Genomic DNA, 17750 nt, shown 5'->3' on the forward strand with positions numbered 1-17750 from the left:
CTGAAGTGAACAGCGTGGCTTCGTCGTTTATTCAGTATTCTAAAACCGTTCCTAGACGCAGAAATGACAATCTTCAGTGTCTAAACCATAAACGCCTTTTCTAATAGCAAGGTGCTCTTCACCGGCTTTGACGCCCATCTCGTAACCTGTATTAAGAGTACTTTGATCCATAGTTAAACGCTTTACTGCGAACGCTTCTGGCGGCGCTATCACTTTAATGGTCGCATCTTTGGGTGGGTTACGAATGAACTCCAGAGACTGGTTGTAGTTTTCAGCACGCACCGCCATCGATTCAGCAATATTTGGGAATTTCTTTAATAGTTTCTTCAGCATCCATTGGTGCTTTTGAGGCTTCATTCGGTAGCTCAATGGGTGAGACAGAATCACGGTAATATCGCGTGCGCCACGGCGATATGCTTCACGAACCGGAATCGAATCGGCTACACCGCCATCGGTATAACAGCCACCAGAGAAACACGGAGTTTCACGGTAAGCGATAGGTAAAGCCGTTGTTGCTTCAACAACATTAGAAAGGTTTTCTGGCTTAATATGGTAGTAGTCTGCACTGCCCGTATCGACATTTGTGACAGCAGCAATGAGTGGGATACTTGAAAACAACTCACCACAATCGAGCGGATAACGTTGATTGGATTCGTTCCATAACCATTTAACATCTACCAAGTTACCGCCTTTGGCAAAGCGAGCAGGATTAAAGAAAGTTTTATCCGTCGCCATCGTGGTGATCACATCATAACTGCGTTTTGGTGCATGAGATAAGTAGCCAACCAGATTCGACACACCTGCAGATACGCCGATGGCAAAATCATAAGGACGGAAATCGTCTTGCATGAAGGCGTCTAAAACTCCAGCAGCAAAAATACCTCTCATTGCTCCACCTTCAACGATTAATGCGCTCTTATTCATCTCAAACTCCTCTACTTTCTAAACTGATAGTCGTAGAATAATCCCATCACTCTTACAAAGATAATGGGATAGATTTATCAATTCGATAGGTAAAAACTATCAATGTGGATTATTAAATTTTTCAATGATTTAGGGTTGCTTAATAAACAGCGAGATCAAAAAAGGCCGTTGAGTGATTCACTCAACGGCCTTTCAATTAACGAATCAAGATGATTGATTACGACTTAAATTCGCTCACGTCGATTTCAAGCAGTTTACCAATGCCTTCACCGTATGCAGGGTCAGCTTTGTAACAGTGTCTTAGGTGACGCAATTGAATCTCTTTTGGCACGCCGCCTAGGTTGCGAGCAGTGTTATCAAAAAGAATCGCTTGCTTCTCTGGTGTCATTAGGCGGAACAAGTCACCCGGTTGCGAGAAGTAATCTTCATCTTCGCGGTGATCCCAGTGTGCTGCTGCGCCATCTAGGTTCAGTGCTGGTTCAGCGAAATCTGGTTGCTCAGCCCATTGACCTTCGTTGTTTGGCTCATAACCTAATGTGCCACCGAAGTTACCATCGACACGCATCGCGCCATCACGGTGGTAGCTGTGTACTGGGCAACGAGGCGCATTCACTGGAATGTGCTGATGGTTTACACCCAAACGGTAACGTTGTGCATCACCGTAAGCAAACAGACGACCTTGCAGCATCTTGTCTGGCGAGAAGCTGATACCTGGAACTACGTTCGCTGGGTTGAATGCTGACTGCTCTACTTCTGCGAAGAAGTTTTGCGGGTTACGATTTAGCTCAAATTCGCCCACTTCGATCAACGGGTAATCTGCATGAGGCCAGATCTTAGTCAAATCGAACGGGTTGTATGGAACCTTCGCTGCATCCGCTTCTGGCATCACTTGTACTTTCAACGTCCATTTCGGGAAATCTTGGTTATCGATGCTGTCTAGCAAATCACGTTGGTGGCTTTCGCGATCATCACCGATCACTTGTGCCGCTTCTGCGTCAGACAAGTTCTTAATACCTTGCTGAGATTTGAAGTGGAATTTAACCCAGAAACGTTCGTTGTCAGCATTGATGAAGCTGAACGTGTGACTGCCGAAACCATGCATGTGGCGGTAAGTCGCAGGGATACCGCGATCACTCATCACGATAGTAATTTGGTGAAGTGCTTCAGGTAAAGAAGTCCAGAAATCCCAGTTGTTCTTCGCGCTACGCATGTTAGTGCGAGGGTCACGTTTAACGGCGTGGTTTAAGTCTGGGAACTTAAGAGGATCACGAAGGAAGAATACTGGCGTGTTGTTACCCACCATATCCCAGTTGCCTTCTTCAGTATAAAACTTCAACGCGAAACCGCGAATATCACGCTCCGCGTCCGCTGCGCCACGTTCGCCAGCTACCGTTGTAAATCGTGCAAACAGATCCGTCTTTTTACCGATTTCAGAGAATAGTTTAGCTTTGGTGTATTGAGTAATATCGTGAGTCACAGTGAAAGTGCCGTAAGCCCCTGAACCTTTCGCGTGCATACGACGCTCTGGAATCACCTCACGATCAAAATGCGCCATTTTTTCTAAAAACCAAACATCTTGAAGAAGTTGAGGACCGCGTTTATCCGCAGTTTGAACATTCTGGTTATGAGCAACAGGACAACCCGCAGCTGTAGTTAATTTTTTACTCATCATCTATTCCTTATTACCTTTTAGATGCACCATCTTTGTTGCATCTTTACTTCTGAATGGTGGCTATTCATCACACAAAACCACGCAGTAATTAAGGATATAGAATACGCCTGGGCTAAAGTAAAATATAATCGTTTGTATTTATCGTTATCATGGATAAAACCTATCAAATTAATGATCTAAATCATAATCATTCAATATTGACAATAATATTTACAATATAATAATCATGAACTTACAACACGCAGAAAACCAAAGCTAGGCGCAGCCTACCTCGTAGAAGCCACTATTTTTGAGATATTTTGTGACCTAACCGTAAAGTCGCTGCGATATTTCTTGCCGTTCTTGTTAAGTTAAGCTCCGCCTCTTGTAATACTTTTTCTAAAGTTTGTGGCGATCTTACAGTTCCAAACAAGCTGCTCATTTCGCCGTAAAGCGCTTCTACTTCGGTGCCTAAAGATCCGGCAATTCCTATGGTTGGAATGCCCTGTAAGCTCGCACGTTTGGCAATGCCATAAGGTGTTTTTCCTTGCAGAGTTTGATTGTCCATCTGCCCTTCACCGGTAATCACAAGGTCGGCACCTTTCAACACATCATCGGCTTGCAAAACGTCCAGTACCATCTCGATACCGGGTTTAATTTGCATGTTGAATAGCAAACCAAGTCCCATCGGCGAGCCACCAGCCGCACCATAACCCATACGCTTTTGAACGGATTCACCGCCGTCTACACAACCTTGCGTTTCTGCGACTTGAGCAAAATTCGCAAGCGCCTTATCAAGCATTAAGACTTGTTCAGGTGTCGCTCCTTTTTGCGGACCAAATACATGGCTGGCACCGTTATCCCCACACAATGGATTATCAACATCGCATGCCACAATCAACTCGATATCAGCATAGCGTGAATCTAAACCAGTAAGATCAATCGATGATAAATCAGCTAGTGCAACGCCACCTCGGTTAAGCTCTTGCCCTGCATTATCTAACAGTGTCCCACCTAATGCTTGAACAATACCTGCACCGCCATCATTAGTTGCACTGCCACCCAATCCAAGAATAATCGTTTGAGCGCCCTGCTCTATCGCCTCCAAAATCAATTGCCCCGTTCCGAATGAAGAAGCAATCAATGGATCACGCTGCTCTGGTTTCAACAAGTCCAAACCAGAGGCAGCGGCGATCTCAATTAAAGCCGTTTTCTTAGGATTCTGATCCGACGGTTCTAGCATTGCCCATTCTGCATTGACTGGTTGCCCTAACGGCCCTTCGACTTGGCTATGTCGCTTTTCACCAAAAAGCCCTTGGAGCAATACATCCACAGTCCCTTCACCGCCATCGGCCAAAGGCAAGGTCACATAGTCAGCGTCAGGGAAGATTTCACGAAAGCCCTTTTCGATACACGCTGCCACCGATAAGGCAGATAAAGACTCTTTAAACGAGTCTGGTGCAATAACAATTTTCATACTGAGAGATCCAAAAGATTAGTAATTTTGATGAGTGCCCGATCCAAAAATGCCCCTATTGAAGATCAGCAAGCTAATCACTTAATAGGGGCAGTATATAAAGTAAATACTAAGCACATAACGTCACCCTCACATTGAGGTTATTGATACCCGCAATTTGTGAGTTAGATCTACTACTTACATATTGGAATCATAGATTGAGAGCATCGACCGAAATTTTAGGATAGGCAGAGTAGAGTTGCATAAATTGAAGATGGTATAGTCCACGAAAATCAAACATCTTGGACATCATCATGCATTCTAGCGACATCATCAAATTGGCAAATTTAGGCGTTAATATCGAAATTTCAAAAGACTCTTCATTGCATCCCTCTGATGCGTTAGAAGTGGTAAAGATTGTTGCTGAAATCGGTAGCCAAATCGTCATCAAAAAGAAGTACCACACAGACTACCTGATTCAGATGGCTGAAGTGGGCCGTGATCATGTGACTATTGCTGTTTAAGAACAGCCACTATTTCGAAATTGACATAACCTCAGCTTCAACAGTTTAGAGCGACATGTTGATATAAAAATGCAGCATATTGGGGGGCAATATGCTGCATTTTCTCTTTTCGTTAGGAGCACCGAGAACGCAAAGAGAAACTAGTTAATAATTCTAAGTAGAGTTAGTGGTCAAACAACATCGGAACACCCGTTTGCACACAAACATCATTCAGTCGTTTTTGTGCCGTAAGTATATTCTCTTTCCAACGTTCATCTTGAGCCCACATCTCAATCACGAGTGGTACGACGCACTCAGTCTCTTTCAACGTTTCAAAAATGGCATTAAAGTCGACTTCACCATCACCAATCACTAAGTCTCGAAATTGACCTTTGTATTCGTTAGTCACTTTATAAGTGTCTTTGAGGTGGATCTGAGTGATATGAGGCTTGCTCAACTTTAGTTCCGTCACTATGTCGTAATTCCAACCGGAGATATTACCCACATCTGGATACGCCGTGAAATACGGTGAATTGACTTCACGACTCAGCACTTCAAACTTGCTCAAAGAGTTCAAGTAATCGGTATCCATGATCTCCACAGCGAGCATAACGCCCGACCTTTCCGCCAACTGCGCAGAAAGCTTCATGCCTTCAATGAACCTCTGGTGAGTAACCTTATCCGCAGGCTCGTAGTAAACGTCATACCCAGCCAATTGGATGGTACGAATACCCAATTTGTAAGCGAGTGAGATCGCTTTTTCCATATGGATAGCCGCTTGTTCACGAATCACCGGATCTGCAGATCCAAATGGGAACTTGCGATGCGCGCTTAAACACATGGATTGCAGCGGTACACCATGCTTTTCACACAGGCGACGTAAGACATACACTTCATCGTCATTCCAATCCAAACGGCTACGGCGCTCGTCTGATTCATCTACCGATATCTCAAGAAAATCAAAGCCGAGCTCTTTGGTTGTTGCCAGTTTGTCTTCCCAGCTGAGTTCGTTAGGTAGGGCCTTCTCATAAAGCCCTACTCGGTGGCGTAATAAGTTTTGGTACATAACGCCTCCTAATTCCAGTAACGGTCGATCTGAGCTTTTAGTGCTTCTGCTGTTTCTTTACCTTTTTCACCCGCAAGTGCGCGACCTGCAATAAAGGTTTTCGCTTTAATGCCTTCAAATAGGTAAAGGTCTTCAGGCACGATGCCACCTGTGATAGAAAGCTCGATGCCCATTTCAGACAATGCACGCATCTTCACAAGATCTTCTTCAGTCCAGCCCACACCAGCTAATTCAGCGTCACGAGAACGGTGATAGATAGCTTGAGAGATACCTAGGTCGACCCAAGATTGAGCATCGTCCATTGTCCAATTGCCGTAAATTTCGATTTGTATTTCACCGTTAAATTCGTCAGCGACTTTCTTACACGCACCAATGGTTGCGATGTGTGCAGCCGCAGAAACGGTTATCCAATCAGCACCCGCTTCGAATGCCATTCGAGCCAAAATTGCGCCGCCATCGGTGGTTTTCATATCGCACACAAGGATATGGTCTGGGTGGTTTTTACGAAGGGTAGAAACCGCTGTCATACCTTCAGCAAAAGCCAAAATAGTGCCCACTTCAATCACATCAACAAAGCTTTCAACGTTGTTTGCCACTTCAATTGCGGCAGGAAGATTTGTTTGGTCTAGGGCGATCTGAATCATTGGTTTAGTCATGTTGTTATCCTTTAATTTGTTCACGTATTAGACGGGCTAAGCCATCATGGTTGTTATCTGTTGAGCACACGCGTTGAACGTGTGATTTGACGATGTCATCAGCATTGAGCATCGCTACACCGAATCCGGCGTACTTAATCATGGATATGTCGTTGTGGTTATCACCGACGGCAATGACGTCATCGGCGTGATAACCGAGTTCTGCGATGTATTCAGCAAGGCGTAGGCCCTTACTGTTACCTTTTGCAGCAAAGTCGATTCGGTTTGACCAAGAACGCTCACCGTTGAAGTTCTCTCCTATCCATGGGTGTTGCATCAAACGGTCGACGGAATCTTGGCTCCCCTCTACCACAAACTTCCAAACGTGTTCAGCTTGTTGAGCTGTTTCTATGAATGATTCCACTTGGTAAATTTGTGGGCGATGTTGCTCTGGTGCCGTTTCAGCCCAGCTTTCCAATGCCAACATGTAGGCAAATGGGTTGTACTGTGAGTACGTCATGGCATGAGTTATATACATCACCATTTTGAGCTGAAACTCGTCAGCCATGTTAATGAAAGTAAGTGCCTTATCTTTCTCTATGGCGTTTTGAGTCAATACCGTTTCAGTTTGATAGTCATAAACATAAGTGCCGTTACAGCAGATGATTGGAGTATCTAGCCCCAATTCGTAATAGTAAGGTCGTGCTGCTGTGTGGTGTCGGCCAGTAACAATCATGACGTGACAACTTTGTTTGGCTTCTTGAATCGCCTTTTTTACTTCTGGATGAATCGTGTGATCATCCTTTAACACGGTTCCATCGAGATCTAACGCCAGCACTTTATACATAGAGTCCTCTACTTATTCCCTGAAGTCGGGCCTAATCAATATTGAAACTACTTAGAGTCGAAGCTCGTAACGGCTTACTTAAACGGCTTATTTAAACAAAAAGCCGATTTACTGTTGGCCGTAATAAGCATTTTCACCGTGCTTACGTAAGTAGTGTTTGTCGGATAGTTCTGGCTGAATTTTGATGCCGCTATTCAAGGTGCGCGTTGCCAACGCCATTGCCGACACTTCTTCTAATACCACCGCGTTATGAACGGCGTCGTTGGCATCTTTGCCCCAAGAGAACGGCGCATGTCCTGCAACAATCACACTTGGAACGGCCATTGGATCGATTCGACGTTGCTTGAACTCTTCAATAATCACCAAGCCAGTATTTTTCTCGTACTCTTCAGAAATTTCAGAGTGAGACAATCGACGTGTACATGGGATGTCACCGTAGAAATAATCAGCGTGAGTGGTGCCTAAGGCTGGGATGTCGATACCCGCTTGTGCCCAAATGGTGGCACTGCGTGAATGCGTGTGAACAATGCCACTCACTTCAGGGAAAGCTTTATAGAGCTCTAAGTGCGTTGCGGTATCGCTTGAAGGATTGAGTTTCCCTTCAACAACCTTGCCTTCGAGATCGACGACCACCATGTCTTCAGCCGTCATATCACTGTATTCGACACCTGATGGTTTAATCGCTATCACTCCGTTAACACGGTCAAACTCAGAGACATTACCCCAAGTAAATGTCACCAAACCGTATTTCGGAAGTTGCAAATTGGCTTCTAAAACACGTTGTTTCAATTGGCTATATTTAGACATCGTTGCCTCCTTACGCCGCTTCCGCTTGAAGCAATGCAGCATCAATTAAACGCGCCACTTCTTCTGGGCTTTTGCACGCGCGAAGTTTTGAGAAGTCTTCATCGAATTCAATCAAGTTCGCCACTTGCATGGTGCCTTCGATGTGCTCTTCTGAGTCCTTACCCGCTAGTGTTATCAGCACATCTACAGGCTCATCAACACCTTCAAACGTAATTGGCGTTTCAAGCACGGTTAGCGCAAACCCAGTACGAATAACACCGTCTTCAGGGCGGCAATGTGGCAGTGCGAACGCATCGTGAATACAGATATAAGGGCCTTCTTCACCAATCGCTTTGGTAATCGCGTCGTAGTAACGCTCTTCTGCAATACCCGCTTTCACCAATGCATCAGTCCCAAGCTTGATCGCCGCTTTCCAGTCAGCTGCTTTTGCGTTCAGTAGGATAGAGTTATTCTTGATAAGAGATTCTTTTAAGTTCATGTTATTGCTCACTTATATAATTGTTTTTATTGGCTCAGCAGTGCGACACCACTGAGCCGTTTTTAATTATTTATGGAAGTTGTTCTCGATGATGGAAACAAGTTCGTCGCCGAAAGTTTTCACCATAATCATGTTCTTAACCGCTAACTGTTGCTTACCTTCCGGCAGACCCGTGATCTTCGCTGCAAGAGCAACCGAAGTAACGATGATGTCGAATGAACCAAGGTGTGATTTGTAATCAGTGATGGCGCTGTTAAAGGTCGAGCTTGGGATGCCTTTCTTGTCCAAATACTCTTTGATTTTCTTAGAGCACATCATTGAAGAACCTTGTCCTGAGCCACAGCACACTAAGACACGAACCGGTTTCTGGTCAGCGGCTGGTGAGATTCGAGTTTCTGATGTTGTAGAAACTGCCGTTGTTGAAACAGATGGTGCTTCAGCGGTTGCTGTCGATTGTTGTGGAACCGCGACTTCAACCTCAATACCTTCAGGCGTTACTGCGGTCATTGTTTCAGCAGCAGCTTCTGCGTCTTCTTCAGCTCGTAGTTGCTTAGAAGCGAAGTACATGTAGATGCCAGCCAAAGCCAAAATCACAAAGAAGAACATGCTAGAGCTTGAGATACCATGCATGATTGGTGGGAATACCAGAGCCCAGTCAGCCATGCCCATCCAGCCATTAAACTCAGTACCTGATTGAGCGAAGATATGGATTGCCCACGCAGAGCCAACCACTTCGATGATGCCCATCACGAAACAGATCTTCATCACCGCTTTCCAGCCACCAAAGTGGTTAGCAAACACACCGATAGTGGCGTTCGAGAAGAACATTGGGATAAAGCCAGGAATGATCATGATTGGTGCGTCAAACGCTAGCATTGCAAGAACAGCGGTGAATTGACCCACTGCGCCCCACATGAAACCAAATACCATTGCGTTAGGAGAGTAGGCGTAAATAGCAGCACAATCGATTGCTAAAACAGCGTTAGGAATAAGGCGTTGAGAAATACCGTTAAATGCCTCGGACAGTTCCGCAACGAACATGCGAACACCAGTAACGATGACTTGAATGGCAACAGCGAATTTCAAACCAGTTTCAAAAATGTAGATAAACCAGTGCGTTTTACCTGCCATGTCCTGAAGGTTATCAAGACCGAACGAAAGAAGAATAATGCCGAAGAAGCCAGTCATTACTAACGTTGTTGCAGCGATACTGTCGTGGAAAATGTGTAACCACTTAGGCAGTTTGATGTGGTCAACACTGTCGTTCTTGTCGCCAAGCTTCGGTGCAACCTTGGTGGCTACCCATGAAGCAAACTGTTGTTGGTGACCAATCGAGAAACCCGCACCACCAGTGACTTCTTGAGTCGGCTTGAACATGATGTTTGAGGAGATACCCCAGTACAACGCCATCAATATTGCTGAATAAATAATGGTTTCCCACATACCTGCACCAAGCACGAAGTAGAAAACAGCAATGAGGCCAGCTTGCTGGAACATGATATGCCCAGTCAGCATGATGGTTCTGATACCCGTAATACGTCGGAAGGCAACAAGTAGAATGTTTAGCCCAAGAGCCAGTAATACTGCATACCCAACCCAAGAGTAGTTGTCGCCCATGGTTTCCATGGTGGACATCATGGAGGTGTACGGGTCAATTACCGATCCCGTTAATCCATGTATTTCACTCATTTTTTCAATAACCGGTTTAAAACCCGCTACCAATGTTCCTGCACCTACCTGCACTATCATGAAACCAACGATGGTTTTAATAGAGCCGGAGATAACAGTTGTTGCGTCACGTTTTAGAAGGATGTAGCCGAGACAAGTAACAAGACCGAGTAGCAACGGTGCTTTGGTCATTACCTGACTGTAAAAAATATAGAAAATATCGTATAAGAATTCCATATCTTTACCCCTGATTGATTTTTAATTTTAATGATTTGTAGGATGTGATGATTCTAGTTTTGCTCACGAACTAGACTTTACCAATCAAAAGTAATCATTCAATGCTCACTTGTGATTACTTTGATTTATATCAATTAACCACACCCAGAATGTGCTTAATTGAGCTTTAGATCACACGCAAAAATAATAAATACAATAAAATCAACCACTTATAAAACATTGTGATTAATGTCTGGTTTTTATAGCGATGTGGTTTGACAATCATGATGGTGATTATTAGAATCAAAACAAATCAAAAGTAATCATTAAATTGTCACAACGACAAAAAGAGTGATAAATATGAATGAAGTACAAAGACATAACGGCATCTTGTCGCTGTTAGAAGATATGCAGACAATCAACGTCTCTCATATTATTGATAAATTTAGCGTTTCTCCTGCTACTGCTAGGCGCGATATCGCTAAGTTAGATGAAGTTGGCCGACTTAGAAAAATTCGAAATGGTGCGGAACGAGTAGAAACTCAGAAGAGAAAGTGGTCACCACTGAATATCAACAGCACTGAGTTCTATGAAGAGAAATCAGAGATTGCTCAAGCAGCTGCAGGGCTTTGTCAGGCTGGCGATACAGTCGTGATCAACTGTGGTTCGACGGCTTTCCTACTCGGTCAGCAATTATGTGGCGATGACGTTCAAATCGTAACGAACTACTTTCCACTCGCAAGCTACTTGATCAACGAAGATCATGACGATGTCATCATCATTGGTGGTCAATACAACAAAGCGCAGAACATCTTTCTAAACCCTGCCCCTAATTCATTAGGCGGCTATGCGGGAAACTGGATGTTCACCTCAGGTAAAGGCTTAACCGATGCCGGGCTGTACAAAGCCGACATGTTAACGGCCGTAGCCGAACAACAAATGCTCGAACAGGTCGATAAGCTTGTCGTCGTGGTCGATAGCTCAAAAGTTGGACAACGTACCGGAATGCTCTTTTGCAGCACCAAGCAAATAGACATTGTCATCACCGGTAAAGACGCCAATCCCGAAGTCGTAAAACTGATTGAAGCTCAAGGGACGCAAGTCATCCTAGTTTAAATCGCAGGGCTAACTAGCCCACCAATAATAATAAATTTAGCTCAGTGCCTTAATCCAAATTAAGGCGCTCGGCTCCCTACATCCAAAATTAATCAAATTATTGAAATAAAAGGTATTATCATGAGCAATGTAAACGAAATCACTCGCGAGTCTTGGATCCTAAATACATTCCCTGAGTGGGGCACATGGTTAAATGAAGAGATTGAACAAACAGTTGTGCAACCGGGTACGTTTTCTATGTGGTGGCTGGGTTGTACAGGTATTTGGCTAAAATCAGAAGAAGGTGCAAACCTATCAATGGACTTCTGGTGTGGTACTGGTAAAAAAACACAAGCCGTTCAAAAAATGAAAAACCAGCACCAAATGATGCGTATGGGCGGTGTGGAAGCACTTCAACCAAACCTACGTACCGCGATCTTCCCATTGGACCCTTTCGCTATCAAAGAGATCGATGCAATTATGGCATCTCATGACCACGGCGACCACATTGATATCAACGTTGCAGCGGCAGTTCTACAAAACTGCGGCGACCACGTTAAATTCATTGGCCCTAAAGCGTGTGTTGATTTATGGATGAAATGGGGTGTGCCAGAAGATCGGTGTGTTATTGCTAAAGTTGGCGACGAGATCAAAATCAAAGACGTGAACATCAAGGTTCTTGACGCATTCGACCGTACAGCTCTAGTGACACTTCCTGAAGGAACATCTTCCCTAGACAAAGAAATTCTAGACGGAATGGACGACCGTGCAGTGAACTACCTAGTAGAAACAACAGGCGGTTCAGTTTACCACTCTGGTGATTCTCACTACTCAAACTACTATGCTAAACACGGTAATGACCACAAGATCGACGTTGCACTGCTTTCTTACGGTGAGAACCCACGTGGCGTAACAGACAAAATGACATCTTCAGACATTCTTCGTGCTGCTGAGTCTTTGAACTGTGAAGTAGTTGTTCCGTTCCACCACGACATTTGGGCTAACTTCCAAAATGACCCGCGTGAAATCGAAATGCTGTGGAACATGAAGAAAGAACGTCTTCAATACGGCTTCGCACCTTTCTTCTGGCAAGTTGGTGGTAAATACACATACCCAACAGATAAAGGCCGCATGCACTACCAGCACTTCCGTGGCTTTGCAGACATCTTCACAAATGACCCAGAACTGCCATACCGCGCATTCTTGTAAACATTAAGAAAAGCACTAACTAGGGAGCAATGCGCTCCCTTTTTTATCATCGAATAAGGATGTTGATATGGTATTACGTGAGTTCAAAAAACATTTCAGTCGTGGCGACCTGAAAGCAGCAATTGGTGTCGTGTCCCCTGGAGCTAATGGTTATTACTTAATGGTCAAAAGTCATAAGTGGGGAGTAAACAGCTTTCTTGAATCCGACAGAAAAATGCAACCCAGGGTATTCAAGACTCAACAAGCTTTGTTGAACGCCGCTAAAGCAATCGGTTTTTCCTACCACTCGATTGATATCCAACATTTATAATCAAGATGGTTAGATATTGGGTTGATTCTGTTATCGGTGTCGCTTCGTAAAATAACCAAACATTCAGAGCCTGAATACCACAACTCCAAAATCATCTATTTATCCACTCGATAAAAATAATTCTTACAATTAAGCGTGTTTATTCGTTAATAATATTGTTACTCAACGGCATAATAGTCATGAATCCATTCAAAGAGTTAGGTTATGTTCTACAAGCGTCTTTTGGTATTGGCTTTACCGCTTACTTTTGTGTTTTCCACCCATGCTGAAACGTTTGGTGAACGAATGGCGCGCATCGAACAAGAGAATGTACTGGCGAAAACCATGAGTGAAGAACAAGTTGAATTGATACAAAAAGTCGTACAGACCAACCACTGCGCTAAAGTGGCGTTAACCCATCACCAACGCATTTTGGGCCAATATAAGGTTGAGACATCTTCTTCTGAGTTATTCGTAAAATGGCGTCAACTCGGTAAGCAGTTAGACGCTCAATACGAGATGGATTACCCCGGCTACCCTAAGCACGCTTTTCAAGAATATCCTGCGGCTTCAGGCAAAGTCGATGGCTACCTTTTTGCTCTAATCGACAATGGTTTAAACGAGCAATCGTGGATCGCCAAAGAATTTAAGCAGTGTAAAAAGAATAAGCTCATATCCCGAACCTAAGCTCTAGTCTGCTCTGGTTCGAGAGTGCTCACTCGCATTAGTTCTAATAAAGTAAGAACAGCCCTTCATAACCGCCAATTTCTATTTCACTCACATAGTCACCAACGTTACCGTTAGCATCAACAGGTTTCATTGGAACATCCAGCGCGATGGTGAGTTTTGCCGCGTCATAAAAGCTCGGATTCTTACCGTGGAAATCCGTGCGATACAACACACGACCATTGCTGAACTCTCTCGCTAACACCATGTCCTCAGGGCCACCAGCAACCACCTGATTTTCAGATTGATACATAAAGTACGTGAACGTCGGTAGAACGTGAGTGATACCATTGGGCAGATCAGCATGCACCATTTCGTTCATCGAGGAATCGCCAACGATGGTGTAGTCAGCAGGCTGAGGTGTCGTTGTCGAAAGCTTCAAAGGAATCGGCGCAAAGCCATGTGGGATTTGATGACTCGGCTCTCCCAAGTCAACGGCCAATAACGAACTGGGTTGGTAGGCGATGTTTTTAGGGACACCACTTTGCCAGAAAGTGTCAGCCGTCGTATTGCCACTTCCATAGACGTAACCATTGTTCCACTGATTAAAGTAGCTATGTTGAGCGTGTCGATTGAGGTGGTAGATCGCTAGGGTCGAGTATTGGTCTTGCTTCCAATTATCTTCACTATTTCCAAGATACTGAACTCGCCCATAACGCGTTGTCGCCTGAAAAATAACACTTTGCCCATTGTAGGCGAGCGCAGAATTATCCCAGAATTTTGAGATCCCCGAGTAACCACTAAACCCAGTAGACGGAAAAATGTAGTGCTCGCGTAAATACAGAGAGCCCGCCTCGCTAAGATGAGACTGTCCATTTCGACCCAGTAAGTTCGCGGTTCCGATATTCAACCCAATCGACGCATCACTTTCTAAAGCAGAAAGATTTTTGAGAAACGCTGAAAATTGTTGCTTGTAGAGATCATCCGCTTGATTCGAACCCGCAACAGCTCCTAACTCTTGAACATGCCCGCCAGAGTGAACATAGAACTGGTTCGAGCCAATGAGTTTATTTGTGTCGTCGTTGTACGCACCATTCAAACCTTGTCTTGCCCAGCTTTGCTTGTAGTAGCGATGAATAGCAGATAGATAATCCGCGTTTGCGACGTTCGTTAGCGACCAAGATGAGTTAGCGCTCCACATTCGACCAAATGGCACCACTCTTGATTCCCAACGAAAACGTGCTGTCGCGTTCTTATTGGTTCGATTTCGATACTCGCTTGGCGACAAGTAGTTATCACCATCTAGGTCTGCAGACACATCAAAACCACGGATTTTTCGCCATTGGCTGATAGCATTGCCGTCCGGGGTTGAAGTCGGAGCATCGGTTAACTTGACGGTTGGAAAACTGTTTTTGAGTTTTACTTCTTTTAAACGCGGCCTGTCGTCGGCATTCTCACTTTGCCAACGAACTCTCACAACGTATAAGCACCCACCATCTCTCAAAAAGGTTGAACCAAAATACTGGCCGCCGCCATAACTCGCACCGCTCCCATCATGAGTTGTAGCTCTTAACCAGTTATCCGGAAGGTTCCAGATCACCGATTGGTTTTTGGTCATATTGAGCGTTTTGTCTTTCTTTACATCAAGCCTTTCCCATTGTGAAACCCTACCCTGAGAATCAATAGCAGTTGGGTATTCAATCCAAAATTCACCGCTGCCAGCAAACTGTGAGAACTTAAAGGTCAGCCGTTCGAACTGTTCAGCATGATAGACATACAAAGCCCCACCCTGTTCGAAATTCTCAAACACATCGGCATCCCACGGAGGCTCTTGATACAACCAAAAACCAGCATGGTCTTCACTGGCTGTATAACCCAAGATCATAGGTTTTCGGTTTAAAAGGGTCTTTTCGCCATGAGTTTTATCAACTTCGGCAATGACAGTATCTTCAGAAAAGTGCAGGAAATAGTCTTCGAAATTGAGGCCTTCTAACTCAGCTTGGTTACGGAGATCGTTCTCCAACCAACCCGAGTTCATCGCCATGACTTGGTTGTACATATAACCAATTGTCGTGGCCCGCTCATTGTCGGCTTTGTCGGCATAAGCTCCGAACACAATATCACTGTTGGAAATTTCCCAATCAATGACGGCATTCGTAGATAGTGGGGAGCCCAAAAGATCAACACCAACTTCATGTTGCCCTGGCAGCACAACCGCTGTACCAACAGCAAAAGCGTAACCAGCGATTAAACATGACGGTATGAGTGCGAGCAGCCCAGAAATGTAGGTTTTCATGATTCAAATTTCCTAATCGATACTGTCATGCCTTAAATCACAAAACGAAAAGTCAGCCAACTTACGTGTCAATTTAGGAATCAAAATACGAAAAAAGTATCGACTACATGGCTCTATTGTTCAAGTGCTCGTCTGTCTTGTTTCATCGGTGGCAAGTAAAACGAGCAAATGCCGATTCAAAATCAATGCATTAAGGAAAATATAAGTTTTTGTGATTTTAATTTTATTTGGAAACCAAGTATCTCCGGCTAACGAGAAATCAGCTCAGATTTTCTCAAAATGAGAATAATACGGTTTGGAAGATGAGAAGTTATCAGAGCCTAGAACTCAGAATAGGACTTGGATTTGCTGTATCGAATCTCAGTTTGAGCGCCACACTATTGAAACTCAATTTGGATAGGCTGTCTAAACAAGAACGATGACAACGCTCCTTAAAGCCTCTTGTTCCACTTCCCTTGATGGTCGCGATCGCAATTTTCTTGCGTATCGTAGCTAACATGCTTATCGATATTCTTCAGTTGAATTCCAACTTGATTGAACGCTTGTTGAATAGCCCCTGAGACACTCTGTTGACCTTCGCCACTTAAGAAGTTCGTTCTATCCTGATTGGTATCGAATACACAGACAATTTTCAAACTTTGCGGAAAAGAGGACAAGTTGACCGAGTGAGTCACCCACAAAAAACCATCGAAGCCTTTCAGCGTGTCTTCACAAACGTCAGTTAACACGTCTCTGATTTGATTCTCGATTTTCTTATCTGATTTACGCATGCGGCAAAGGTCCTATTTAACACCTTAAAAAATAAGGTTTTTCGGTCAGTTTCGTACTACCTGATATTGGACACTGTGGCGGTTTCAAATGCAAAGTATTTATTGGGGAGAGTCGACTGGAAGATATAGAGGAAACGCCTCATGTTTGATAGCTTACGAGGCGATCAAACATGAGACGAGTATAGAATTTACTAAAACATTAGCTCGCCGCTTGTTCCCAATCAGTTAATAACTTCATGATTACGCGAGAGTCTTGGTGGGTTGCCATTGGCGCAGCAAGTTGTGTATCACCTTGCTCAACCGCTTGGCGGATATTGCGCACTTGATAATGGAAACCATCACCTTGCGCTTCGACTTTCACTTCACGTGTCGACGTTTCATAGATCTCTACCGTAAACGTGTTTTCTGCCGTCGGTAGCCATGGATTAGTATCTAGCGTGATACAGCCTTTGCTGCCTAGGATCGTAAAACCATGCTTTAAACCGTGGTCTTCAGCAGTGTGGATTTGTGCGGTAAAACGGTCGTTGAAATGCATCATCGCCGACGATTCACAGATATTGCCATCTTCGCCTCGTCGACCGATTGCTGAGATCTGCACGTCATCGAACACGCTCTCACCAAATTGCTGCTGCGCAACAGAATGAACCAGCGACATTGGATAACAACCTAGGTTGTACAACGCGCCTTTGCTTGCTGGGTTCACGAACTGATCAATCGCCGCAACGTAGGAACCTTGAATTGAGCGCACTTCGCCGATCTCACCAGTTGCCAGTTCTTGATGAAGCTTGGTGATAAGTGGATGGTTTAAATACATCAGACCTTCAGCAAAGAATACGCCCGCTTCTTTCACGGCTTGTAAAGCTTGCTCGGTTTTTTCCATATCAACCGATAACGATTTTTCACACAAGATCGCTTTGCCTTTTTGAGCCGCTTTAATCACATACTCATGATGAACATGGTTTGGCAGAGCAATATAGATAATGTCGACCGACTCATCTTCAATCAAGGCTTCATAGCTGTTGAAGGTTTGTGTTGGTTGGTATTGGGCAGCAAACTCGTTAAGTGTTTTTTCAGTGCGACCAGCAACGGCATACAGCTCGCTTTGAGCATCGCCTTTAATTGCATCCGCCATTACACCTGAGATAAAACTGGTTCCTAGAATTCCCCATTTCAT

General features: G+C 44.4%; 17 protein-coding genes. 5 read left to right on the top strand and 12 right to left on the bottom strand.

The window, feature by feature from the left end; genetic code table 11:
* Positions 1-51: 51 nt before the first annotated feature.
* The 3 genes from AB4161_RS06080 to AB4161_RS06090 all read right to left on the bottom strand — a co-directional run bounded on the left by AB4161_RS06080 (position 52) and on the right by AB4161_RS06090 (position 4052).
* A complete protein-coding gene (locus AB4161_RS06080) occupies positions 52-924 on the bottom strand; it encodes a patatin family protein (RefSeq protein WP_065583767.1) in 873 nt (290 codons plus the stop codon).
* A 217-nt stretch (positions 925-1141) separates the two neighbouring features.
* The gene (locus tag AB4161_RS06085; protein ID WP_372083011.1) at positions 1142-2593 is read right to left on the bottom strand and encodes a catalase; all 1452 of its coding nucleotides are present in this window, start codon (positions 2591-2593) and stop codon (positions 1142-1144) included.
* 286 nt (positions 2594-2879) lie between these two features.
* Positions 2880-4052: a glycerate kinase gene (locus tag AB4161_RS06090; protein ID WP_372083012.1), complete on the bottom strand. Its 1173-nt coding sequence runs from the start codon at positions 4050-4052 to the stop codon at positions 2880-2882.
* Between the two features lie 293 nt (positions 4053-4345).
* Between AB4161_RS06090 and AB4161_RS06095 the strand changes: the two genes are divergently transcribed.
* Positions 4346-4555: a hypothetical protein gene (locus AB4161_RS06095; RefSeq protein WP_009845895.1), complete on the top strand. Its 210-nt coding sequence runs from the start codon at positions 4346-4348 to the stop codon at positions 4553-4555.
* Positions 4556-4718: 163 nt separating this feature from the next.
* Here the strand turns inward: AB4161_RS06095 and AB4161_RS06100 are convergent, their stop codons facing one another.
* The 6 genes from AB4161_RS06100 to AB4161_RS06125 all read right to left on the bottom strand — a co-directional run bounded on the left by AB4161_RS06100 (position 4719) and on the right by AB4161_RS06125 (position 10272).
* Positions 4719-5600 carry an L-ribulose-5-phosphate 3-epimerase gene (locus tag AB4161_RS06100; protein ID WP_372083013.1) on the bottom strand — a complete coding sequence of 294 codons (882 nt, stop codon included), beginning with the start codon at positions 5598-5600 and terminating at the stop codon, positions 4719-4721.
* Positions 5601-5608: 8 nt separating this feature from the next.
* Positions 5609-6256 (bottom strand): 3-keto-L-gulonate-6-phosphate decarboxylase UlaD, encoded by a 648-nt coding sequence (locus AB4161_RS06105; RefSeq protein WP_017064001.1) that lies wholly within the window; start codon positions 6254-6256, stop codon positions 5609-5611.
* 4 nt (positions 6257-6260) lie between these two features.
* Positions 6261-7082 carry a pyridoxal phosphatase gene (locus AB4161_RS06110; protein ID WP_017064002.1) on the bottom strand — a complete coding sequence of 274 codons (822 nt, stop codon included), beginning with the start codon at positions 7080-7082 and terminating at the stop codon, positions 6261-6263.
* 108 nt (positions 7083-7190) lie between these two features.
* Positions 7191-7889, bottom strand: a complete 699-nt coding sequence (locus AB4161_RS06115; RefSeq protein WP_017064003.1) for an L-ribulose-5-phosphate 4-epimerase — start codon at positions 7887-7889, stop codon at positions 7191-7193.
* Positions 7890-7899: 10 nt separating this feature from the next.
* Complete coding sequence (locus AB4161_RS06120) at positions 7900-8367, bottom strand: PTS sugar transporter subunit IIA (RefSeq protein ID WP_017064004.1); 468 nt, start codon at positions 8365-8367, stop codon at positions 7900-7902.
* A 66-nt stretch (positions 8368-8433) separates the two neighbouring features.
* On the bottom strand, positions 8434-10272 hold the full coding sequence (locus tag AB4161_RS06125) for a PTS ascorbate-specific subunit IIBC (protein WP_372083014.1): 1839 nt from the start codon (positions 10270-10272) through the stop codon (positions 8434-8436).
* Between the two features lie 339 nt (positions 10273-10611).
* On the opposite strand from AB4161_RS06125, the gene ulaR reads away from it, so the two are divergent.
* The 4 genes from ulaR to AB4161_RS06145 all read left to right on the top strand — a co-directional run bounded on the left by ulaR (position 10612) and on the right by AB4161_RS06145 (position 13531).
* The gene (gene ulaR / locus AB4161_RS06130) at positions 10612-11367 is read left to right on the top strand and encodes an HTH-type transcriptional regulator UlaR (RefSeq protein WP_017064005.1); all 756 of its coding nucleotides are present in this window, start codon (positions 10612-10614) and stop codon (positions 11365-11367) included.
* Between the two features lie 120 nt (positions 11368-11487).
* The gene (gene ulaG / locus AB4161_RS06135; RefSeq protein ID WP_102394249.1) at positions 11488-12555 is read left to right on the top strand and encodes an L-ascorbate 6-phosphate lactonase; all 1068 of its coding nucleotides are present in this window, start codon (positions 11488-11490) and stop codon (positions 12553-12555) included.
* Between the two features lie 67 nt (positions 12556-12622).
* Positions 12623-12865 carry a hypothetical protein gene (locus AB4161_RS06140; RefSeq protein ID WP_017064006.1) on the top strand — a complete coding sequence of 81 codons (243 nt, stop codon included), beginning with the start codon at positions 12623-12625 and terminating at the stop codon, positions 12863-12865.
* 204 nt (positions 12866-13069) lie between these two features.
* Entirely contained in the window at positions 13070-13531 is a 462-nt protein-coding gene (locus tag AB4161_RS06145; RefSeq protein WP_017069722.1) for a hypothetical protein, read from the top strand.
* A 43-nt stretch (positions 13532-13574) separates the two neighbouring features.
* Here the strand turns inward: AB4161_RS06145 and AB4161_RS06150 are convergent, their stop codons facing one another.
* The 3 genes from AB4161_RS06150 to AB4161_RS06160 form a co-directional block, all read right to left on the bottom strand.
* A complete protein-coding gene (locus tag AB4161_RS06150; protein ID WP_372083015.1) occupies positions 13575-15806 on the bottom strand; it encodes a hypothetical protein in 2232 nt (743 codons plus the stop codon).
* 431 nt (positions 15807-16237) lie between these two features.
* Positions 16238-16576 carry a Fis family transcriptional regulator gene (locus AB4161_RS06155; protein ID WP_372083016.1) on the bottom strand — a complete coding sequence of 113 codons (339 nt, stop codon included), beginning with the start codon at positions 16574-16576 and terminating at the stop codon, positions 16238-16240.
* Positions 16577-16775: 199 nt separating this feature from the next.
* The gene (locus AB4161_RS06160) at positions 16776-17750 is read right to left on the bottom strand and encodes a Gfo/Idh/MocA family protein (protein ID WP_102394247.1); all 975 of its coding nucleotides are present in this window, start codon (positions 17748-17750) and stop codon (positions 16776-16778) included.

Source organism: Vibrio sp. 10N.286.51.E5, from assembly GCF_041469125.1.
Taxonomy (GTDB): Bacteria; Pseudomonadota; Gammaproteobacteria; order Enterobacterales; family Vibrionaceae; genus Vibrio; species Vibrio crassostreae_C.